The 19701-nt window shown below is 66.9% G+C and carries 20 protein-coding genes; 12 read left to right on the top strand and 8 right to left on the bottom strand.

Features of this window, described 5'->3' with window-relative positions:
- Nucleotides 1-5: 5 nt before the first annotated feature.
- Complete coding sequence (locus ACTODO_RS00680; RefSeq protein ID WP_003790214.1) at nt 6-860, bottom strand: D-hexose-6-phosphate mutarotase; 855 nt, start codon at nt 858-860, stop codon at nt 6-8.
- Nucleotides 861-1097: 237 nt separating this feature from the next.
- Here ACTODO_RS00680 and typA point away from each other — a divergent pair, with 237 nt between their 5' ends.
- Complete coding sequence (gene typA, locus ACTODO_RS00675; RefSeq protein WP_003790213.1) at nt 1098-3017, top strand: translational GTPase TypA; 1920 nt, start codon at nt 1098-1100, stop codon at nt 3015-3017.
- Nucleotides 3018-3039: 22 nt separating this feature from the next.
- Here typA and ACTODO_RS00670 read toward each other — a convergent pair whose 3' ends face one another.
- The gene (locus ACTODO_RS00670; protein ID WP_003790210.1) at nt 3040-3366 is read right to left on the bottom strand and encodes a putative acetyltransferase; all 327 of its coding nucleotides are present in this window, start codon (nt 3364-3366) and stop codon (nt 3040-3042) included.
- A gap of 52 nt (nt 3367-3418) precedes the next feature.
- On the opposite strand from ACTODO_RS00670, the gene fdxA reads away from it, so the two are divergent.
- Together fdxA and dapC are read left to right on the top strand one after the other, a co-directional pair.
- Nucleotides 3419-3760, top strand: a complete 342-nt coding sequence (gene fdxA, locus ACTODO_RS00665) for a ferredoxin (RefSeq protein ID WP_003790208.1) — start codon at nt 3419-3421, stop codon at nt 3758-3760.
- 19 nt (nt 3761-3779) lie between these two features.
- Nucleotides 3780-4970 carry a succinyldiaminopimelate transaminase gene (gene dapC / locus ACTODO_RS00660; protein ID WP_003790202.1) on the top strand — a complete coding sequence of 397 codons (1191 nt, stop codon included), beginning with the start codon at nt 3780-3782 and terminating at the stop codon, nt 4968-4970.
- On the opposite strand, the gene dapD is transcribed toward dapC, so the two are convergent.
- Entirely contained in the window at nt 4942-5898 is a 957-nt protein-coding gene (dapD, locus tag ACTODO_RS00655) for a 2,3,4,5-tetrahydropyridine-2,6-dicarboxylate N-succinyltransferase (protein WP_003790201.1), read from the bottom strand. The two genes, dapC and dapD, sit on opposite strands and share 29 nt — an antisense overlap.
- 44 nt (nt 5899-5942) lie before the next feature.
- A complete protein-coding gene (locus ACTODO_RS00650) occupies nt 5943-6650 on the bottom strand; it encodes a Maf family protein (protein WP_003790199.1) in 708 nt (235 codons plus the stop codon).
- A 226-nt stretch (nt 6651-6876) separates the two neighbouring features.
- Here ACTODO_RS00650 and ACTODO_RS00645 point away from each other — a divergent pair, with 226 nt between their 5' ends.
- The 6 genes from ACTODO_RS00645 (at nt 6877) to galE (ending at nt 12904) form a co-directional block, all read left to right on the top strand.
- Nucleotides 6877-7911 (top strand): adenylate/guanylate cyclase domain-containing protein, encoded by a 1035-nt coding sequence (locus ACTODO_RS00645; protein WP_034511740.1) that lies wholly within the window; start codon nt 6877-6879, stop codon nt 7909-7911.
- Nucleotides 7912-8004: 93 nt separating this feature from the next.
- Nucleotides 8005-8682 carry a response regulator transcription factor gene (locus ACTODO_RS00640; RefSeq protein WP_003790196.1) on the top strand — a complete coding sequence of 226 codons (678 nt, stop codon included), beginning with the start codon at nt 8005-8007 and terminating at the stop codon, nt 8680-8682.
- A gap of 24 nt (nt 8683-8706) precedes the next feature.
- Nucleotides 8707-10035 (top strand): HAMP domain-containing sensor histidine kinase, encoded by a 1329-nt coding sequence (locus ACTODO_RS00635; protein ID WP_003790194.1) that lies wholly within the window; start codon nt 8707-8709, stop codon nt 10033-10035.
- 33 nt (nt 10036-10068) lie between these two features.
- Nucleotides 10069-11223, top strand: coding sequence for a 5-(carboxyamino)imidazole ribonucleotide synthase (locus ACTODO_RS00630; protein ID WP_003790192.1), 1155 nt, complete (start codon nt 10069-10071; stop codon nt 11221-11223).
- A gap of 67 nt (nt 11224-11290) precedes the next feature.
- Nucleotides 11291-11845, top strand: a complete 555-nt coding sequence (purE, locus tag ACTODO_RS00625; protein WP_003790190.1) for a 5-(carboxyamino)imidazole ribonucleotide mutase — start codon at nt 11291-11293, stop codon at nt 11843-11845.
- Between the two features lie 63 nt (nt 11846-11908).
- The gene (gene galE / locus ACTODO_RS00620) at nt 11909-12904 is read left to right on the top strand and encodes a UDP-glucose 4-epimerase GalE (RefSeq protein WP_003790188.1); all 996 of its coding nucleotides are present in this window, start codon (nt 11909-11911) and stop codon (nt 12902-12904) included.
- 101 nt (nt 12905-13005) lie between these two features.
- Here galE and ACTODO_RS00615 read toward each other — a convergent pair whose 3' ends face one another.
- From ACTODO_RS00615 to ACTODO_RS00600, 4 genes are read right to left on the bottom strand one after another with little or no spacing between them, the layout of a single operon-like run.
- A complete protein-coding gene (locus ACTODO_RS00615; protein ID WP_034511737.1) occupies nt 13006-14388 on the bottom strand; it encodes an LCP family protein in 1383 nt (460 codons plus the stop codon).
- Nucleotides 14385-15695, bottom strand: coding sequence for an LCP family protein (locus tag ACTODO_RS00610; RefSeq protein ID WP_003790184.1), 1311 nt, complete (start codon nt 15693-15695; stop codon nt 14385-14387). Before ACTODO_RS00610 ends, ACTODO_RS00615 begins: the two co-directional genes overlap by 4 nt.
- Entirely contained in the window at nt 15685-16155 is a 471-nt protein-coding gene (locus ACTODO_RS00605) for a DUF2304 domain-containing protein (protein WP_003790183.1), read from the bottom strand. Before ACTODO_RS00605 ends, ACTODO_RS00610 begins: the two co-directional genes overlap by 11 nt.
- Nucleotides 16152-16832, bottom strand: coding sequence for a glycosyltransferase family 2 protein (locus tag ACTODO_RS00600; RefSeq protein ID WP_244262487.1), 681 nt, complete (start codon nt 16830-16832; stop codon nt 16152-16154). Before ACTODO_RS00600 ends, ACTODO_RS00605 begins: the two co-directional genes overlap by 4 nt.
- 114 nt (nt 16833-16946) lie before the next feature.
- On the opposite strand from ACTODO_RS00600, the gene ACTODO_RS00595 reads away from it, so the two are divergent.
- Genes ACTODO_RS00595 through ACTODO_RS00585 form a run of 3 tightly spaced genes read left to right on the top strand, consistent with a single transcriptional unit; the run spans nt 16947 to nt 19694 of the window.
- On the top strand, nt 16947-17612 hold the full coding sequence (locus ACTODO_RS00595) for an acyltransferase (RefSeq protein ID WP_003790179.1): 666 nt from the start codon (nt 16947-16949) through the stop codon (nt 17610-17612).
- Nucleotides 17609-18709, top strand: coding sequence for a DegT/DnrJ/EryC1/StrS family aminotransferase (locus ACTODO_RS00590; RefSeq protein ID WP_003790177.1), 1101 nt, complete (start codon nt 17609-17611; stop codon nt 18707-18709). The genes ACTODO_RS00595 and ACTODO_RS00590 overlap by 4 nt, the downstream gene beginning before the upstream one ends.
- A 1-nt stretch (nt 18710) precedes the next feature.
- On the top strand, nt 18711-19694 hold the full coding sequence (locus ACTODO_RS00585) for a Gfo/Idh/MocA family protein (protein ID WP_208853674.1): 984 nt from the start codon (nt 18711-18713) through the stop codon (nt 19692-19694).
- The last annotated feature ends 7 nt before the right edge of the window (nt 19695-19701 follow it).

The raw sequence follows: 19701 nt of genomic DNA, 5'->3' as shown, positions 1-19701 counted from the left end.
GTCGGTCAGTCCAGCGTTTCCACGGCAAGGGTCTGTGTCATGATGTGGGGGTGCCCCGGCCACAGCGTCAGCGCGCGTTCGCGCACCGCCGCGGTTTCCACGCACACGAAGTTCTGCCACTCGCCCTCGCCGATGTCGCTCATCGTGGCCGCGCCCTGCGACCAGGGGTTCCACACGATCGTGGAGCCCGAACCGCTCTTGTCGACGATGATGCGTCGGCCCAGCTTCGGATCGACGACCTGGACCAGCTGGGTGGAGGTATAGACTCGGTCCGTCGGGCCGATAAAAGTCACGTCGCCGGTCTGGGTGGCGTAGCGCTCGCGGACCTTGTCGTAGTAGCGTTCTCCGTCCAGGCCCTCTACCGTCACGTCGTTGACGTCGCCGACGTGCAGGTAGGTGTGCAGGGCGGCCTCGATAGCGAAGGGGTGGTCGTCCTCGTTCGTGAGGGTCAGGGTGGTGTTCAGCTCAGCCCCGGCGGTGATGTCCAGGCGCGCGCAGAAGGAGTGTGGGTAGAGGGCAGAGGTCTCGCCCGTGTGGTGCAGCTCGAAGGAGAACGAGGCTGGGGCGTCGTTCGCGGGTTGGGTGCTTCCCAGCAGCGTCCAGGGGCTCGTGCGGGCGAACCCGTGGGCACCCGCTCCCTGGCCGGGCCTCGTCGGGGAGTCGGTGGGGCTGCCGAACCAAGGCAGGCACAGGGGGATGCCGCCGCGGATCGCCTTCGTGCCATCCAACACCGCGCGGGAGGACAGCCACAGGACATCCGGGTGACCCGCAGGATGCCACGACAACAGGTGCGCACCGAAGAGGGTGACAAGGGTCGAGGCTTTAGAAACGTCTGCGCTGAGCGTGGTGATGTCAGTCATACAAGCCAGTTAACGCCATAGCTTGTGACCGAGCAAATAGACGGGCCGATGGTGCCTCACATCGCCGCCACGTGTCCACGACGTGGTGGAATTCGCAACATGGGGATCGTGTTGCCCCTCGTTCAGCCGATATTCTTAGAGGCGTATGTGCGTGAAATCGGTTCGAACCGGTTGTATCTGCGGCTTCCATGCCCCCTCACACGCATAAATCTGTATCCACATTTGAGGAGTCCACATATGTCTACGCGTCCCGACCTGCGAAATGTCGCCATCGTCGCGCACGTCGATCATGGCAAGACCACGCTGGTTGACGCAATGCTCTGGCAGTCCGGAGCGTTCTCCGAGCGTGACACGGTCGAGAAGACCGGCGAGCGCGTCATGGACTCCGGCGACCTTGAGCGCGAGAAGGGCATCACCATTCTCGCCAAGAACACCGCCGTCCACTACACCGGCCCCGCCGCACAGGCCCTGGGTCTCAAGGATGGCGTCATCATTAACGTTATCGACACCCCCGGCCACGCCGACTTCGGTGGTGAGGTCGAGCGAGGCCTGTCGATGGTCGACGGCGTCGTCCTCATGGTCGATGCTTCCGAGGGCCCGCTCCCGCAGACCCGCTTCGTGCTGCGTAAGGCCCTCCAGGCCCACCTGCCCGTCATCGTCGTCGTCAACAAGGTAGACCGTCCCGACTCGCGTATCGAAGAGGTCGTCTCGGAGACGACCGACCTGCTCCTGTCGCTGGGCGAGGACCTCATGAACGAAGGTATCGACATCGACGTCGACTCCCTCATGGACGTCCCCGTCGTCTACGCCTCCGCTAAGGCCGGCAAGTGCTCGCTGGAAAACCCCGGTGACGGCCAGCTGCCCACCGAGAACCTCGAGCCCCTGTTCGAGACCATCCTGAACCGTATCCCCGGCCCCACCTACGACGAGGACATGCCGCTGCAGGCCCACGTCACCAACCTGGACGCCTCCCCGTTCCTGGGCCGTCTCGCTCTGCTACGCATCCACAACGGCACCCTGAAGAAGGGCGCTGACGTGGGCCTGGCGCGCCACGACGGCACCATCCAGCGCGTCCACATCTCCGAGCTGCTGGCCACCGAGGGCCTCGAGCGCGTGTCCACCGACTCCGCCGCCCCCGGCGATATCGTTGCCGTCGCCGGCATCGAAGACATCATGATCGGCGAGTCCCTCGTCGACCTCGAGGATCCGCGTCCCCTGCCGCTCATCACGGTGGACGACCCGGCCATCTCCATGACCATCGGCATCAACACTTCGCCCATGGCCGGCCGCGTCAAGGGCGCTAAGGTCACGGCCCGCCAGGTTAAGGACCGCCTCGACCGCGAGCTCATCGGCAACGTGTCCCTGAAGGTTCTGCCCACCGAGCGCCCCGACGCCTGGGAGGTCCAGGGCCGTGGCGAGCTCGCCCTGGCGATCCTGGTGGAGCAGATGCGCCGCGAGGGCTTTGAGCTCACCGTCGGCAAGCCGCAGGTTGTCACCAAGGAGATCGACGGCGTGCTCAGCGAGCCCATGGAGCGCATGACGATCGACATCCCCGAGGAGTACCTGGGCGCCGTCACGCAGCTCATGGCCGCCCGCAAGGGCCGCATGGAGACCATGGCGAACCACGGTTCGGGCTGGATCCGCCTTGAGTTCGTGGTTCCCGCCCGAGGCCTCATCGGCTTCCGTACGCGGTTCCTCACCGAAACGCGCGGTACCGGCATCGCCTCGTCCATCTCCGAGGGGTACGCCCCCTGGCAGGGCTCCATCGAGCAGCGCCTCACCGGCTCCCTCGTCGCTGACCGCGCTGGCCAAGCCACCCCGTACGCGATGACGAACCTGCAGGAGCGTGGCTCCTTCATCGTCGAGCCCTCCTCCGAGGTCTACGAGGGCCAGGTTGTGGGCGAAAACCCGCGCGGCGAGGACATGGACGTGAACATCTGCCGCGAGAAGAAGCAGACGAACACGCGTAGTGCGACCGCCGACGTGTACGAGTCGCTGACCCCCTCGCGTAAGCTGACCCTCGAGGAGTCCCTCGAGTTCGCGGCCAACGACGAGTGCGTCGAGGTCACGCCCGAGGCCGTGCGCGTGCGCAAGGTCGTCCTGGACGCCCAGGAGCGTTTCAAGATCGCCGCTCGCGAGCGCCGTGCCAACCGCTGAACCGCGCCTGCTTCCCTGCTCGCTAGATGGTGGGCGGGGGAGGTACGCGCTTGCCCGTCACCATCGTGCGGGCATCCACGCGAACCGGCCCACGCCTCGTCGCGACCGTGACGTGCGTGGGGGCCACCTCGAGCGCCTCTCCCAGAGCGTCGTGCAGGCCGTCTGCCAGACGGTAGCGGATGACGATCCTCTCGCCGACCGCGAAGCTCATCCACGGCAGCTGGGGAATTGCGCCAGTCGCGCGTGTGGAAAATTCCTCGCGCGCCCCTTCGGTCTCGGTGTGCTGAATCGGCGTATTCTCGCCGCTTGCAGCGCTGTCGGGGACGCGGGGTGACTCGGGGCTACTCATACGTGAATAATAGAACCAACGAGTCTTTAGAACTGACCAGGAGGAACGTCTCATGACCTACGTCATCGCGCAGCCCTGCGTGGACGTCAAGGATCGCGCATGCGTGGACGAGTGCCCCGTCGACTGCATCTACGAGGGTGCCCGTTCGCTCTACATCCATCCCGAGGAGTGCGTGGACTGCGGTGCATGCGAGCCCGTGTGCCCGACCGAGGCCATCTTCTACGAGGACGACCTGCCCTCCGAGTGGTCCGACTACCTGCGCGCCAACGTCGACTTCTTCAACGATCTGGGCAGCCCCGGTGGCGCCCAGAAGACCGGCGTCCAGGACTTCGACGATCCGATGATCGCCGCGCTGCCGCCTCAGAATGAGGAATGGAAGGCCGAAAATCTCTGACAGTCGATAGGGTAGGGGTATGACAACGATCCTTCCTCGCCCTCTTGACCTGCCCGAATTCCCCTGGGATCAGCTGGCACCCGCCAAGGCGCGTGCCACTGAACATCCCGGGGGAATTTGTGATCTGAGCGTCGGAACTCCGGTCGACGACACCCCGGCGTTCATCCGCGAGGCACTCGCCGACGCTTCCAACGCGCACGGCTACCCGACGGTGATCGGAACTGCCGAGGTGCGAGACGCGATCCTCGCATGGGGACAGCGCCGAGGCATGGTCGATGTTGGCCACGGTGGCGTCATCCCAACGATCGGGTCGAAGGAAGCCGTCGCCTGGATTCCCGCCCTGCTGGGCCTGCGCCCCGGCGACATGGTCCTCGTGCCCGAGGTCGCCTACCCGACCTACGACATTGGCGCCCGCCTGGCCGGTGCCACCCCCGTCGCTGTCGACCCGAAGAATCCTGACGCCTGGCCCGAGGCCACCCTCGTCTACCTGAACTCCCCGGGCAACCCCGACGGGCACGTCATGAGCAAGGACGAGCTGCGCGCGGTCGTCGCCTGGGCGCGCTCCCACGGCGCCGTCGTCGTCTCCGACGAGTGCTACGCCGCCCTGCCCTGGTCGGAGCCCTACGTGAGCGAGGGCGTGCCCTCCCTGCTCGATACGGACGTGTGCGATGGCGACGCGAGCGGCCTCCTCGTCCTGTACTCGCTGTCCAAGCAGTCGAACCTCGCAGGCTACCGCGGTGCCCTCATCTATGGTGACCCCGCGCTGGTCGCACCAATCGTCAGCGTGCGCAAGCATTCCGGACTCATGGTGCCCGCCCCCGTCCAGCACGCGATGGCGGTTGCCCTCCGCGACACCGAACACGTGGAACGCCAGCGCAGCGTCTACGCCGTGCGTCGCGCGCTCCTCCTCGAGGCGCTGACCGACGCAGGCTTCGACGTCGACCCCGACACGGCGGCCGGCCTGTACCTGTGGGTCTCGGACCGCGCGAATCCGACCGACTCGTGGGCCCTCGTGAATCGCCTGGCCGAGCTCGGCATCCTCGTGGCGCCCGGCGACTTCTACGGCACGGCAGCCCACGGGCGTGTCCGTGTGGCCCTCACCGCCACCGACGAGCGTATTCAGGCCGCAGCGAGCCGCATTCGCGAGGCCTGGGCGGCCCCGGCCTCGTTGGTGAGAAGACTCAGTTCGACGCGTGCAGCGCGTCGTTGAGCTCGATACCCACGACGCCTGCGCGGGCGATGGCCTCGATGCGGCCCGTCTGGGAGTTGCGGCGGAACAGGATGTTCGATGCGCCCGAGAGCTCGCGTGCGGCAACCGTGCGCGGCTCGGCCTCGCCGGAAGAATCGATGAGCGTGACCTTCGCTCCGGCGGTCACGTACAGTCCGGCCTCGACCACGCAGTCGTCGCCGAGCGCGATGCCCAGGCCCGAGTTTGCGCCCAGCAGGCAGCGCTCGCCCAGGCGCACACGCTGCTTGCCGCCGCCCGAGAGGGTGCCCATCGTGGAGGCGCCGCCGCCCACATCAGAGCCATCGCCAATGACGACGCCCTGCGAGACGCGGCCCTCGACCATCGAGCGGCCCAGCGTGCCCGCGTTGAAGTTGACGAAGCCGGCGTGCATGACGGTCGTGCCCTCGGACAGGTAGGCGCCCAGGCGCACGCGCGTGCCGTCGGCGATGCGAACGCCGGAGGGCAGGACGTAGTTGACCATCGGCGGGAACTTGTCGACGCCCTGCACGGTCACGGGGTGACCGTCGCGAGCGCGCAGGCGCAGGCGGGTGGCCTCGAAGTCGGCGACGGCGCACGGACCTGCATCCGTCCACACGACGTTGGGCAGCACCGCGAAGATGCCGTCCAGGTTGATCGTGTTGGGCTTCACCAGACGGTGGGAAAGCAGGTGCAGTCGCAGGTAGGCGTCCTCCGTCGAAGCGGGGGCTTCCCGCAGGTCAATCGTCGTGGTCACGACGACGGTGCGCACGCGGCGCGCGTCATCGACGCGCTCCAGCACGGACAGCGAGGTCGCCAGCTCCTCGTCAGTCCCGGGATCGCCCAGGTGTGGGGCGGGGTACCACGTGTCGAGTGTCGTGCCGTCCAGAGTGATCGTTGCGAGGCCGATGCCCCATGCAGTGCTGTTGTCCATGCCCCTACAGTACGGGGCATGGTGGGGGTGATTGGCGCCGAAACTCAGGGGCGCGGCGCATCCCACAGGTCCGGCCAGAACACCCCAAGCTCGGTGGCCATGGAGCGCAGTAGCGGCAATGAGATGCCGACGACCGAGTGATAATCGCCCGTCACGCCCTCGATGAAGGGGCCGCCCAGCCCATCCACCGTGAAGGACCCAGCCACGTGCAGGGGCTCGCCGGTGGCGACGTATGCGTCGATCTCGGCATCCGAGATGTCCCCGAAGTGGACCTGGGTCGAGGCGGAGCAGGTGACGGTTGCGGTAATCGTGCGTTCGTGCCTCTGGTCGTCATCCGACGAGGTCGGGGCGAGGATCGCGGCCGAGTGGCCCGTCCATAGGGTGGCGCTCGTGCGGCGCATGGCGCGGATGCGCTCGCGGGCTACGTCGGGGGTGTGGGGCTTGCCGAGCATCTGGCCGTCGATCTCGAGCATGGAGTCGCAGCCAACGACGAGGACGGCCTCGCCCTCGGGTAGTTCGGCGTTGGTGCCGGGCGTGCTCAGGGCTTTGCAGACGTCGGCACACTTGGCTGCGGCGAGCGCTGCAACTTCGTCCGCTGGGTTGGTCGTGCCTCCCGAGAATGCGCGCCCGTCGGGCAACGCAGCGAGGACGGCGTCCTCATCAACGGTGGAAACCTGGACGATCGGTGTGATGCCCGCTGCAATGAGTGTTGCGCGGCGGGCCGGGGATGCAGAGGCAAGAACAAGGCGCATAGGGACATTGTGGACCATCGTTCGAGAAGCGTGTAGACAAACTGAAATTTATTGCAAGATGGAGGGTTTTCGCAGGTAAACGTGCAAAACCCTGGTGAAAAACTCATCAGACTACTACAATTGTCTACGTACGAGGTCACAATCTCGATGTGACTTTGAAAAGTGATCTGATATACCGTTACCCGCTGATGTGGTGTTGAGTCAGCCCAAAGAGAAGGGATTTGCGATGGATGAGCACGCGGCTTCGTCCCCTGCAACTCCTGATGAACTGACCGCAACAAGCTACGTTCCTCAGCTTCTCGGTGGTCATTTGACGTATTCGGCCCGCGATCTCGCGGAGATGACGAATACGCCTATCGAGCGCGTTTTTCGTTTCTGGATTGCCCTTGGCTTCCAGGCTCCCACCGCAGACGACAAGGTTTTCTCTCAGCGCGACCTGGAAGTTTTCAGTCGCTGGCATGACCTCGTCGAATCCGGTGGCATTGACACGGCAACCTCGCGCTCTCTCCTGCGTGCCAACGCTCACCTGGCCGATCGCCTTGCCCTGTGGCAGTTCGAAGCGCTGGTCGAGGATTCAATGCGTCGTCTGATGCTTGATGACACGACGGCCCGCATGTACGTGCTGGACCATATGCGCGAGTACATCGACGTCTTCCAGGAGATGTTCACATACGCCTGGCGGCGTCAGCTTGAGGCAACCCTGTCCCGTTTTGATCGCGAGGTGTCCCAACGGGGGCACGAGGAGCGGCATAACCGATTCCCGCTCAACCGCTGCCTCGGCTTTGTCGACATGGTGTCCTACACGTCGTCCTCGACTATCCTCGGTGATGCCCTCGTGGGTCTCATTGAGCGCTTCGAGGAGGAGAGCCGTAACGCTGTCATTGAGGAGGGGGGTCGCGTCGTCAAGATGATTGGTGACGCCGTCCTCTACATCGCCGATGACCTGCCGACCGGTCTGCGCGTGGCCACTGCCCTCATCGAGAGGCTGAACGCCGACGATGAGATGCTGCCCGTTCGAGCATCCTTCGTGCGCGGAGATGTCTTCTCGCGATCGGGTGACGTCTTCGGACCCACGGTGAACCTCGCGTCTCGCCTCGTGGACATTGCTCCGGTGGGTAAGATCCTTACCGATCCGACCACGGCTGCCGCCATTGCTGCTGGTGAGGTCGGCGACGGCTACGAACTCGAAGAGTTCCCAACCGCGGACTTGCGCGGTTTCGGCCCTGTCTCGCCCTACCTGCTCTCAAGCGTTGTTAAATAACGTTCATCTCGCAGTGTGAACGAGTGCTTGACCGGCCCGCATAATGGGTCAAGAACGGTGCAAGTTTTGGTTCAGAATTGCTAAGATGTAAGCGTGACTACAGTTCTCCTCGTTGAAGACGATCCGGCCATCTCCGAGCCCCTCGCCCGTGCGCTGGGCAGGGAAGGCTACGACGTGCGCGCACACGCGACAGGCGCTGAAGCCCTCGCAGATGTTCGCGGCGTTGACCTGGTCGTCCTGGACCTCGGCCTGCCCGACATGGATGGCCTGGATGTCGCCCGCGAGATCCGCTCCTCCGGCAACCGAGTCCCGATTCTGATCCTCACTGCGCGCACGGACGAAGTCGACATGGTCGTCGGCCTGGACGCGGGCGCAGACGACTACGTGACGAAGCCCTTCCGCCTCGCGGAGCTCCTGGCTCGCGTGCGGGCACTCCTGCGTCGCCAGGCTGCCGAACCTGTCGAGGGTGAGCTGCGCGCTCAGGACATTCGCATGGATGTCGCCGCGCATCGCGCCTTCGTGGGCGATGTTGAGCTTAGCCTGACGGCCAAGGAATTCGACCTGCTGCGCGTGCTCCTGCGCGAGGCCGGTTCCGTCGTTGCTCGCGACACCCTCATGCGTGAGGTGTGGGGCTCGGATCCGACCGGCTCCACGAAGACACTCGACATGCACGTGTCGTGGCTGCGTCGCAAGCTCGGTGACGACGCGACCGACCCGCACTACATCACGACCGTGCGCGGAATGGGATTCCGCTTCGAGAACGCTCGCTGAGCGCGTCGCTGAGGGAGGCCCGCCATGCGCGCTCGCGCGGTGAGGATGATCGTCTCCATCGTCGCCGTCGTGTGCGTGCTGATGGGCCTGCCCGGCGCCTTCTTCGCGTCGGCCTCCATCTGGTCATCCGAACAGCGCAGCCTTGATGTTCAGGCGCAGCTAATCCTCCAAAACATCGAGCGTAGGCGTGCCGTGGGGGAGGGGAACGACCCCGCAACCCTTGCCTCGCTCGTAGCGGATCAGGCGAACAGCCGCGGGAACGAACTCGGCTACCGCATTAAGGTTCCCGAGGCCAACCTCGTCACCAACAGCAAGGTGTTTCCGGGGCAGACCATGACCGCCCTGGCCTCGTCTCCGAGCGGCGTTTCCGTGCAGCTCACAGCGTCGGCGTCGAATGCTCTGAACCGCATCGCGTGGACGTGTGCGATGTTCGGCGGCGGCATGGTTGCTTCCATGGTGATCGGTTGGGTGCTCGCGCGCTCCCTGTCGCGTGAGCTCTCGGCCCCACTCATCTACCTGGCCGCCCAGGCCGAGCAGATCGGCTCCGGCGGCGTGCGCGCCCGCGTAGAGAAGTCAGGCATCGAAGAGATCGACCTGGTCTCCGAAGAACTCGCTCGCACCGGTGAACGTATGGCGGGCCGACTCGCAGCCGAGCGACAGGCTGCCGCCGACGCCTCCCACCAGCTGCGCACGCCGCTGACCGCCCTGTCCATGCGCCTGGAGGAAATCGAACTCATCTCCACAGAGGACGAGGTGCGCGCCGAAGCCCGCACCTGCCTCGAACAGGTGGAACGCATGACCAACGTGGTCACGGAGCTGCTCGACGTTTCCAAACGCGAGACCAGTCAGACAGAGGCCATTCACATTCTCGAGGTCTTCAACACTGCGCGCGAGGAGTGGGAGGACCAATTCGAGGCGGCGGGACGTCCCCTCGTTTTCCTCGACGAGGCCGAGCGTCCGATCCTGGCCGATGCCGGAAAGCTCGGGCAGGTCCTGGCGACCCTCATCGAAAACTCGCTGCGCTACGGCGGCGGGACCACGCGCGTGTGGGCGCACGCGGGCACCTCCAAGCGCGGCGTCGTCATTGAGGTGAGCGACGAAGGCGAGGGCATCGACGAGTCCCTGGCCCCCGACATCTTCCATAAGGGCGTCTCCGGCCACGGGTCGACGGGTATCGGCCTGGCCCTGGCCCACGACCTCGCCCAGGCGATGGGCGGGCGTCTCGAGCTCAAGACGAACAAGCCGCCGGTCTTCACCGTGTCGGTCGCCGCGATCCCCGCGTCCCTCGACCCCGATCGCGTGATGCCCGAAGGTCCCCTCATGTCCATGGGACGCCGCTCGCGGCGCTTCTAGCAGCGGAGTAGATTGAAAGGCGTGGAACACGAGATGCTGACCCCTCCCACCGTTGCCGTCATCGGCGGCGGACAGCTCGCACGCATGATGCAGGAGAGCGCGGTCGCGCTCGGTATCAATCTTCGGGCCCTCGTCGAGGCCTCGGACGGCTCGACCGGTCAGGTGACCGTCGACAAAGCGGTGGGCGAGCCCGCCGACCTGGACGCGGTCCGCGCGCTGATCGACGGCGCGGACGTCCTCACGTTCGAGCACGAGCACATCCCGGCTCCCACGATGGAGGAGGCTGCCCGCCTCGTCTCCGTTCAACCCCCGGCCAGCGCCCTCCTGTACGCCCAGGACAAACTGGCCATGCGCGAGCGGCTCACCGAGATGGGCATCCCGTGCCCCGCATGGGCGTGCGTCGAGGACGAGGCACAGCTGGCCGAATTCGGCGCCACGATCGGATGGCCCCTCATTGTCAAGACCCCGCGCGGCGGATACGACGGGCACGGCGTGGCAGTCGCCCACAGCCCCGCGGACGTGTCCTCCTGGTGGGGCAACGGCCTCCTGCTGGCCGAGGCCCTGGTTCCCTTCACCGGCGAGGTGGCTGCCCTCCTCGCGCGCACCCCCTCGGGTGAGATCGCCTCGTGGCCCGTCGCCTCCACCGTGCAGATCGACGGCGTGTGCGCCGAGGTCACCGCTCCAGCCGCCGGCATCCGGCCCGAGACGGCCGCTGAGGCCCAGCGCATCGGTGAGCGCATCGCATCCGAGCTGGGTGTCACCGGCGTCCTCGCCGTGGAAATGTTCGTCGTCGGCGAGGGCGCGGACGAACGCGTCCTCGTCAACGAGCTCGCCATGCGCCCCCACAACACGGGACACTGGACCATCGATGGGGCCGTCACGAGCCAATTCGAGCAGCACCTGCGTGCCGTCCTCGACCTGCCGCTGGGCTCCACGCAGCTGCGCGCACCGGGCACGCATGTCGTCATGGTTAACCTGCTCGGCTCCTCCCACGCTCAGCCCGCGCGCGCCCTCGCGGCAGCCTTCGCAGCCGGGGGAACGGGAGCGAAGGTTCACCTCTATGGCAAGGAGGTGCGTCCCGGACGCAAGCTCGGCCACGTCACCGTCGTCGATGCAGATCCCGCCCTCGCTCTTGAGCGTGCTCGGGCAGCTGTCAACGCCCTGAAGGGCGAGACCCCCACCAGCTAACCCTCCCACCCGTCCGCGGCCGAGGGACCAGGTGCCCCGGCCTCGTTCTCTCTTGAAAGGACCGCCCATGACCACCGAGCTCGACATCCAGCTGACCGTCACCGGCGACAACCCTCTCGTCGGCGTCGTCATGGGCTCCGACTCTGACTGGCCCACGATGGAAGCGGCCGTCGGTGCCCTCGCCGAATTCGGCATCGCCTGCGAGGTTGGCGTCGTCTCCGCCCACCGTATGCCCGAGGACATGGTCGCGTACGGTCGATCCGCCTCCGCGCGCGGCCTGCGCGTCATCATCGCGGGAGCCGGGGGAGCGGCCCACCTGCCCGGCATGCTCGCCGCACTCACCGAACTGCCCGTCATCGGCGTGCCCGTGCCCCTCAAGCACCTCGATGGCGTCGACTCCCTGCACTCCATCGTCCAGATGCCCGCGGGCGTGCCCGTCGCGACCGTGTCGATCGCAGGCGCGCGTAACGCGGGGCTGCTCGCTGCCCGGATCCTCGGAGCCGGCGAAGGGGAACGCGCCGGATCCCTGCGCGCCTCGATGCGCGACTTCCAGAAGGACCTACGCGACGTGGCCAGCGCAAAGGGGGCGGCTCTCGCCCAGCGTGTCTCGCAGGCTCGCTGACGCCCGACAACACAAGCCCCGCGCGGGTAGCCGCGAGGGGGCGGCGCGTCGTATCCTGAAGCCATGAGCATTCTCGTTTGTGGCGGCGCCGGCTACATCGGCGCACACGTTGTCCGCCTCCTGCGTCAGCGCGGGGATCGCGTCGTCGTCGTCGACGACCTGTCCACCTCCAACGCGGCCAGGATCGGGGATACGCCCCTGGTTCGCCTCGATGTCGCTACCGATGAAGCCCGTTCCGTTCTCTCCAACCTCATGATGGACGAGGACGTCACGGCCGTCATCCACTTCTCCGCACGCAAGCAGGTCGGCGAGTCCGTCGCACGCCCCACCTGGTACTACCAGCAGAACATCGGTGGCATGGCCAACGTGCTGGCCGCCATGGAGGACGCGGGCGTCGACCAGATGATCTTCTCCTCCTCGGCCGCCGTCTATGGCATCCCCACCGCAGAGGTTGTCACCGAAGACATGGCCGGACACCCCATCAACCCCTACGGCGAAACCAAGCTGATCGGCGAGTGGATGATGGCCGACTGCGAGCGTGCCTGGGACCTGAAGTGGATCGGCCTGCGCTACTTCAACGTCGCGGGCGCCGGCTGGCCCGACCTGGCCGACCCGGCGATCATGAACCTGATCCCCATGGTCCTTGACCGCATTGAGCGCGGCGAGAGCGCCAAAATCTTCGGCACCGACTACGACACCCCGGACGGCACCTGCGTGCGCGACTACATCCACGTCCTGGACCTGGCCGAGGCCCACATCGCCGCCCTGGATGTGCTCGCCGAGGGCCGCCAGCCTGACCACCACACCTACAACGTGGGCACCGGCCTGGGTACCTCCGTGCGCGAGATCATCGACGGTCTGCGCCGCGTCATCGGCTGGGACTTCCCAGTCGATGAGCTGGACCGCCGCGCGGGCGACCCGCCCAAGCTGATCGGCGATCCGCTGTCCATCGGCGTGGACCTGGGCTGGAAGGCCAACAACGGCCTCGACGAGATCCTCACCTCCGCCTGGGAGGGCTGGCAGGCGGGGCCGCGCCCGATCACCGTTCCCGGCTCCTGAGGGTGCCTGTAGGGCCTGAAGAACTCCGGCCTCATTCCCTTTAGAGGGAACGAGGCCGGAGTTCTTTGTCTGGTTGGTCGCGCGAGGTTTCGGGGTGAGGGCTACACGCTGTCGACCTGGTTGAGGTCCGAGGTCGTAAGGCTGCCCGCACGGAGTTTGGCGAAGAAGTCGTCTGCGGTCGTATCGCGCAGCAGGACAGCGGAGGCTCCGGCGTTCGTCGTGAAGTTCAGCGACGCGATCGGGGGGACGCCCATCATCTGATTCGACGAGGCACCGCGCAGTGCCCACACGAGCGACGCGACCGTCACAACAGAGGAATCCTCGTCAATTGTGAAGGACTTCGAACCGGCGCGCTCCACGCGCAGGGTCTTCGCGGGATTAACGAGGGTCGAGGGCGAGGCCGCCGAGGAAATGACCTTCGAAATCACCTGGCGCTGACGCTTCGTGCGGCCGATGTCGCCCTCAGGGTCCTGGTAGCGCATGCGCGAGAACTGCAGGGCGGTCGTGCCGTCCACCGTGTGGCAGCCGGCGCTCCACTTCAGGCCGGAGTACTGGTCGTCCGCGTCGCTGTCGTAGCACAGCTCGACGCCGCCGACGGCGTCCACCATGTCCGGCACCGCACCCATGCCGATCTGGACGAAGTGATCGATGGTGAGTCCCGTCAGCTTTTCGACGGTCTCCACGAGCAGCTGCGGGCCGCCGTAAGCGTAGGAGGCGTTGATCTTATCCCAGCCGACGCCCGGGATCTCCGCGTAGGTGTCACGCGGAATTGACAGCGCGACCTTCTGCCCGTTTGGAGCGACGTTGACGAGCATGATCGAGTCGGCGCGTTCGGATTCGTTGAAGCCGTCCTGGACGGCACCGTCGGCGCGCGAGTCGGAACCCGCCAGCAGGTAGGTTGTGCCCGGAGTGTCGGCGGCCCCCGACAGGGCGCTCACGCGTCCCATGTTGGTGTTGGCGTCCCACATGAGGAATCCGCCCCACGCGAGGACGAGGACCAGGAACAGGCACAGGGTCTTGAGAATCGGATGGCGGCGCTTGCGTCGCCTCGGCTTTGTAGCCGGGGCCGCGGGAGCGGCCGGCGCGGGGGCCGGCGCGGGTGCACTCTGGGAGCGATTGATCGTCACCTGTCGGGGCCCGATGCCCGACGGCGCGTACGTGCCTGAGCCGGACGAGCGGCCGGAACCCGGCGCGTAGGACGGCGGGTTGGCCGCCGAGGCCGGCTGGAACGACGGCGGCTGCTGGGCTGGGGTACGGCGCGGGAAAATCGACTGAGAGTCCCTCTGCGGCTGATCCAGGGTGCGGGGCATCAGCGGGCGGGCCGCCGCGGCCTCGTCGTCCGAGATTCTCCACATCTGCGGGGCCAGAGCCTCCGGCGGGGGAGTGGGCGCGCCACCGCGCACCTCCTCACCGATGACGTGAGCGTCGTCGGATCCGGGGCGGCGTCGCTTCGGGTCAGGCGTAAACGAAGGAGGATTGCTCATTGGTTCTTCGGCGGGCAGGTGGCGGCTGTCTGCTTGGCGGCTTCCTCGTTCGCTGCGTTATTCGCGACGGAGGCGGACTGTGCGGTGTTATCCGTGGTGGTCTCCTCCGAGCTGGGGTCGGTGGTCGGCGCCTGCGTCGAAGGAGCCGTCGTTGCGGTCGGATCGGGAACGACAAGCTGTGCGCCGTTGCCGTCCGTGTAGGTCGTGCCCACGGGCAGGGCTTGGTCGTTCTTCAGGGCGTTCCACACGTTGTGGGCCATCGGCTCAGATGCGATGCGGCGGTTCGGATCCCAGGAGGGCTCCTCGACCGGCATCGTCACGAACTGAATGTTGGAGCGATCGATGTTCTGCAGGACGTTGATGAGCAGGGATGCGTCCGAGCTGGCGTTGCCCAGGTTGGGGGACACGTTCACGGAGGAAATCGCAGCCTGCAGGAAGTTGATGAGCGAGCCGGGATCCGTCACGTAGTTCTTGTCCTGCAGCTCGCGTAGCATCGCGGAAATCAGCTGCTGCTGGCGGCCGATACGGGAAATGTCTGAGCCGTCGCCCTGGCCCTTACGCGAGCGCATGTAGGCCAGCGCGTGCGTGCCTGAGAGCTTCCAGCAACCCGCGTCGATGTAGAGCTGGGCCGAGTCATCGTCGATGCGCTCGGGGATGTTGAACCAGACGCCACCCAGGGAGTCGATCATGTTAACAAAGCCCGCGAAATCAACGACCATGAAGGCGTCGATGGACATGCCGGAGAGCTTTTCGACGGTCGATCGCACGCATGCGATACCGGGGCCGATGTCTTCCGGTTCGTCGCCACCGTCCGCGCCGTAGACCATCGCGTTGTTGAACATGTCGTCCGTGGTGGGCTCGCTGGTGGTGCCATCGCGGTGCTTACACGCCGGGATGTCCACGAGGGTGTCGCGGGGGATGGAGACGATCTGCACGCGGGAGCGGTCGGCGCTGACGTGAATCACCATCGTCGAGTCGTTACGCAGGCCAGGAACGTCATCTGTGTCGCCCGCGCCCAGCTCGCCGCTGGCGCCGTTACGCGAGTCGGTGCCGACCACGAGGATGTTGACGGCGCGTCCTTCGAACGAATCAGGGGTGGCCTTATTCTGTTCGTCGCTCGCGTAGGCGTCGATGTTGACGACGCGGTTGGCGAACTGAGTGCTCAGCTTGGCGTAGACGAAGCCTGCAGAGGACACGACGAACAGGACGCCGGCCAGGAGCACGGCGAGTGCGCCACGCAGGAAGCCGAAGCGTCCGAAGTTGACGGCCGAGTGCTGGATCGGTCTCAGATTCACGTTACTCATCATTCGTAACCATATCGTTATCTGGCGTGTTTGTCGGGGAAGAAGGGCCGTTAGCGGCGCGTTCCACTCCGCTCGTATCGGCGTGTGAGCTGCTCGTCTCGGTGCTCGCGTCCCCCGGATCGTTGGGCGGGAGGACGTGCGCGAGGGCAAGGGACCGGGCCAGCGCGGCCATGCGTTCCTCAGCGCGGGCCTCGCGCCGATAGCCGGTCACCATCTGCGCGATCAACGCGATGACGAGGCCGTAGACGATCAGGTTGACGCCACGCTCAACGCCGATCGCGCGGGCGGCCGTGTTGGCCACGGAGGGCACGAGGATGGCCACGATAGCCGCGGCGACGACCGCTCCGATGCCGATGCGGCGCATCGCGAGGGACGAGGCCGAGGACACCGGGCGCACCAGCCACCACGCGGTGAGCGCGAGGGCGAGGAGCAGGAGGATGCGGATGGCGAGGTATGCGCTCATCGTCCCCCCAACGCGAGGTCGACGACGATGTTGACGGAGTTGAGCAGAGGTTGGCCCTTCGCCTGCGAATAGTCCGTGTAGGAAATCGTCACCGGGTGCTCGGCGCCGGGCAGGCCACAGGCGGCCAGCTGGGAGACGATCTGCGAGGCGTGGGCCATGCGTGCGTGGGTGAGATGCACGTGGGCGAGGGCATCGGCGCGGATAACACGTAGCCCGTTGTGCGTGTCAGTGAGATCCAAGCCCGTGCGCAGCCGGGCCACCAAAGCTCCGAGGCGCAGCATGGCGCGTTTGACCCTACCCGCCGACGACGGAGACCCCGACAGGAAACGAGATCCGAGGACGAACGCGAGGTCCTCCCGGTGTGCCCGCTCGACCATGGCTGCCGCCTCGGCGGGGTCGTGCTGGCCGTCGGCATCGAAAGTAACCACGTATTGCGCCCCGCGGGCGAGGGCTGCATCGAAGCCGGTTTGGAGGGCAGCGCCCTGCCCTAGATTGAGCGGGTGTCTCGCGGTGTAGGCTCCAGCGGCGCGAGCGATGGCAGCAGTGTTGTCACTTGAGGCGTCATCGACGACGAGGACACGTGGAAAAAAGGTGCGGACTCCCGCGACGACGCCCCCGATGACGGACGCCTCGTTGAACGCTGGGATCACCACCCACGTGTCGGAGCCGATGTGCATTTGATTAGTGTCGCACATCGGGATGGGCGCGCGCCTATAGTGTTGGGTATCCGAGAGGGCGCCGCGCGCCCCAATGCGCGCACGCACGTAAGCAGACAACGACAGGGAGACCCCGTGATCGAGCCCAGCGCCGACGTCGCCCCCAGCGCGATCGTCGCTCCCAGCGCGCGCGTCTGGCACCTCGCCCAGGTGCGCGAGAACGCGCGCATTGGGGAGGAGACGATCGTTGGACGTGGAGCCTACATCGGCGAAGGCGTGAGAGTCGGTGCGCGCTGCAAGATCCAGAACTACGCGCTCGTCTACGAGCCCGCATCCCTGGCTGACGGAGTGTTTGTCGGCCCCGCGGCCGTCTTCACGAATGATCACGCTCCTCGCGCGATCAACGCCGACGGCAGCCTGAAGAGCGCGAGCGATTGGGACCGCGTCGGCGTCACCGTCGAGCGCGGCGCCGCCATCGGCGCACGCGCCGTGTGCGTGGCCCCCGTGCGCATCGGGGAGTGGGCGTCGGTCGGTGCGGGCGCGGTCGTTACCCGTGACGTGGCCCCCTACGCGCTCGTCGTCGGCGTCCCCGCGCGCCGCGTCGGGTGGGTCGGCGAGGCCGGGCTGCCCCTTGAGGCTTCCGATGACGCCGGGAACGAGGCCGGGGAGCGCACGTGGGTGTGTCCGGCCTCGGGCCGCCGCTACGCCGAGCGAGACGGTGCCCTGTCGCCCGAGGAGGTCCAGGCCTCGTCCCCGAATGACGCCGAGACGCCTCACCAAACCAGCGAGGACCAGCAGTGACACAGCCGTTCATCCCACCCGCACGCCCGCTCATCGGCGAGGAGGAGATCGACGCGGTCGCAGCCGTCATGCGCACGGGAATGATCGCCCAGGGACCCCAGGTCGCCGCCTTCGAGGAGGAGTTCTGTGCCGCCCTGGTGCCCGGGGTGCAGGCGATCGCGGTCAACTCGGGGACCTCGGCACTGCACCTGGGCCTGCTCGCCGCCCGGATCGGTCCGGGCGACGAGGTCATCGTCCCCTCGTTCACCTTCGCGGCCACCGCCAACTCGGTCGCCATCACGGGCGCGACCCCCGTGTTCGCCGACATCGACCCGCTCACGTTTACCCTGTCGCCTGCCGCCGTCGAGGCCGCGATCACGCCGCGTACGCGGGCCATCATGCCCGTCCATCTCTACGGCCACCCTGCCCCCATGGACGCGCTGCAGGCGATCGCCGATGCGCATGGGCTTATGGTCTTCGAAGACGCCGCCCAGGCCCACGGCGCGAGCCTGCACGGGCGCGCGGTCGGCTCTTTCGGCGCTTTCGCGGCCTTCTCCTTCTACCCGACGAAAAACATGACCAGCGGCGAGGGTGGCATGGTCACCTCGAGCGACCCCGAGATCATCCGCGGCGTCAAACTTGCGCGCAACCAGGGCATGGAGACGCGCTACGCAAACGAAATCGTGGGCCTCAACAACCGCATGACCGACATCCACGCCGCCATCGGACGCGTGCAGCTGACGAAGGTTGGCGAGTGGACGCGCGCACGTCAGGACAACGCCGCCTTCCTGGATGCCCACCTGCGCGGCGTCACCGTCCCGCACGTCGCGCCCGGCGCCACGCACGTCTACCACCAGTACACGATCCGCGTGGCCGAGGACCGCGACGGCTTTGCCGCAGCGCTGCGCGAGGAATACGGCGTCGGCTCGGGCGTCTACTACCCGATCCCGAACCACGAGCTGCCCTCCCTCGCCCGCTTTGCCCCCGGCCTGGGGCTTGCGGCCACGCGCGAGGCAGCCGACCAGGTCCTCTCCCTGCCGATCTACCCGTCCCTGACGCCCGGCGAGCTGGAGCGCATCGTCGAGGCCGTGAATGCACTCGCGGAAGCGGGGGCCTGACATGAGTATTCGCCTCGGAATCCTCGGCATCGGCTCGATGGGCCGACACCACGTGCGCAACGCCCGCGCCACCGCCGGCGTGGACCTGGTCGCCCTCGCTGACCCGGGCGGCGACCGATTCGGCGTCGCCGGTGACCTGCCCGTCCTGGGCGGTGTCGAGGAACTCATCGAGGTCGGCATCGACGCCGCGATCATCGCCGCGCCTACCGCACACCACGAGGCCGCAGCCTTGGCGCTGGCCGAGGCCGGGGTGCACACCCTCGTCGAGAAGCCCCTCGCCACGAGCGTGGAGGCGGGCCACCGCATCCGCGACGCCTTTGCGGCCGCGGGCCTCGTTGGCGCTGTCGGCTACGTCGAGCGCTGCAACCCGGCGCTCATTGACATGCGCAGGCGGATCGCGGAGGGCCAGCTCGGAGCGATTGAGCAGATTGCGACGCGCCGCCAGTCGCCCTTCCCCGCCCGCATTAGCGACGTCGGCGTGGTGAAGGACTTGGCTACGCACGACGTGGACTTGGCCGCGTGGGTGGCCGGTGCCCCCTACGAGAGCATCTACGCGCGCACGTCCGTGCGCTCGGGGCGAGTGCACGAGGACATGATGGTCGCCTCGGGCGTACTTGCAGGCGGTATCCTTGTCAACCACCTCGTCAACTGGCTGACCCCCTTCAAGGACCGCACGACGATCGTGACGGGGGAGCGGGGCGCGCTCGTTGCAGACACCGCGATGGGGGACCTGACCTTCTACGAGAATGGCCACGCGCCCCTGCAGTGGGACGCCATCGCAGCGTTCCGTGGGGTGAGCGAGGGACAGGTTGTGCGCTACGCGCTCACCAAGCGCGAGCCCCTCGCCCTCGAACACGAGCGCTTCCGCGACGCGATCCTCGGTGTGGGAAGCGAGCACGTCACCATGGACGAGGCCCTGGATAACCTGCGCGTCGTCGAGGCCATCCTGTCCTCGGCCGCCACCGGTCGCTCGGTCGACCTGTAGAGCGCGG

This window comes from Schaalia dentiphila ATCC 17982 (assembly GCF_000154225.1).
GTDB classification, from domain to species: domain Bacteria; phylum Actinomycetota; class Actinomycetes; order Actinomycetales; family Actinomycetaceae; genus Pauljensenia; species Pauljensenia dentiphila.
The sequence above is the reverse complement of the archived record's forward strand: the minus strand, read 5'-3'. Positions and strand labels throughout refer to the sequence as shown.

Bases quoted from the DNA above. Each gene is read 5' to 3' on its own strand.
- ACTODO_RS00680 (WP_003790214.1), bottom strand. From the start codon at position 860: ATGACTGACATCACCACGCTCAGCGCAGACGTTTCTAAAGCCTCGACC.
- typA (WP_003790213.1), top strand. From the start codon at position 1,098: ATGTCTACGCGTCCCGACCTGCGAAATGTCGCCATCGTCGCGCACGTC.
- ACTODO_RS00670 (WP_003790210.1), bottom strand. From the start codon at position 3,366: ATGAGTAGCCCCGAGTCACCCCGCGTCCCCGACAGCGCTGCAAGCGGC.
- fdxA (WP_003790208.1), top strand. From the start codon at position 3,419: ATGACCTACGTCATCGCGCAGCCCTGCGTGGACGTCAAGGATCGCGCA.
- dapC (WP_003790202.1), top strand. From the start codon at position 3,780: ATGACAACGATCCTTCCTCGCCCTCTTGACCTGCCCGAATTCCCCTGG.
- dapD (WP_003790201.1), bottom strand. From the start codon at position 5,898: ATGGACAACAGCACTGCATGGGGCATCGGCCTCGCAACGATCACTCTG.
- ACTODO_RS00650 (WP_003790199.1), bottom strand. From the start codon at position 6,650: ATGCGCCTTGTTCTTGCCTCTGCATCCCCGGCCCGCCGCGCAACACTC.
- ACTODO_RS00645 (WP_034511740.1), top strand. From the start codon at position 6,877: ATGGATGAGCACGCGGCTTCGTCCCCTGCAACTCCTGATGAACTGACC.
- ACTODO_RS00635 (WP_003790194.1), top strand. From the start codon at position 8,707: ATGCGCGCTCGCGCGGTGAGGATGATCGTCTCCATCGTCGCCGTCGTG.
- ACTODO_RS00630 (WP_003790192.1), top strand. From the start codon at position 10,069: ATGCTGACCCCTCCCACCGTTGCCGTCATCGGCGGCGGACAGCTCGCA.
- purE (WP_003790190.1), top strand. From the start codon at position 11,291: ATGACCACCGAGCTCGACATCCAGCTGACCGTCACCGGCGACAACCCT.
- galE (WP_003790188.1), top strand. From the start codon at position 11,909: ATGAGCATTCTCGTTTGTGGCGGCGCCGGCTACATCGGCGCACACGTT.
- ACTODO_RS00615 (WP_034511737.1), bottom strand. From the start codon at position 14,388: ATGAGCAATCCTCCTTCGTTTACGCCTGACCCGAAGCGACGCCGCCCC.
- ACTODO_RS00610 (WP_003790184.1), bottom strand. From the start codon at position 15,695: ATGATGAGTAACGTGAATCTGAGACCGATCCAGCACTCGGCCGTCAAC.
- ACTODO_RS00605 (WP_003790183.1), bottom strand. From the start codon at position 16,155: ATGAGCGCATACCTCGCCATCCGCATCCTCCTGCTCCTCGCCCTCGCG.
- ACTODO_RS00600 (WP_244262487.1), bottom strand. From the start codon at position 16,832: ATGCACATCGGCTCCGACACGTGGGTGGTGATCCCAGCGTTCAACGAG.
- ACTODO_RS00585 (WP_208853674.1), top strand. From the start codon at position 18,711: ATGAGTATTCGCCTCGGAATCCTCGGCATCGGCTCGATGGGCCGACAC.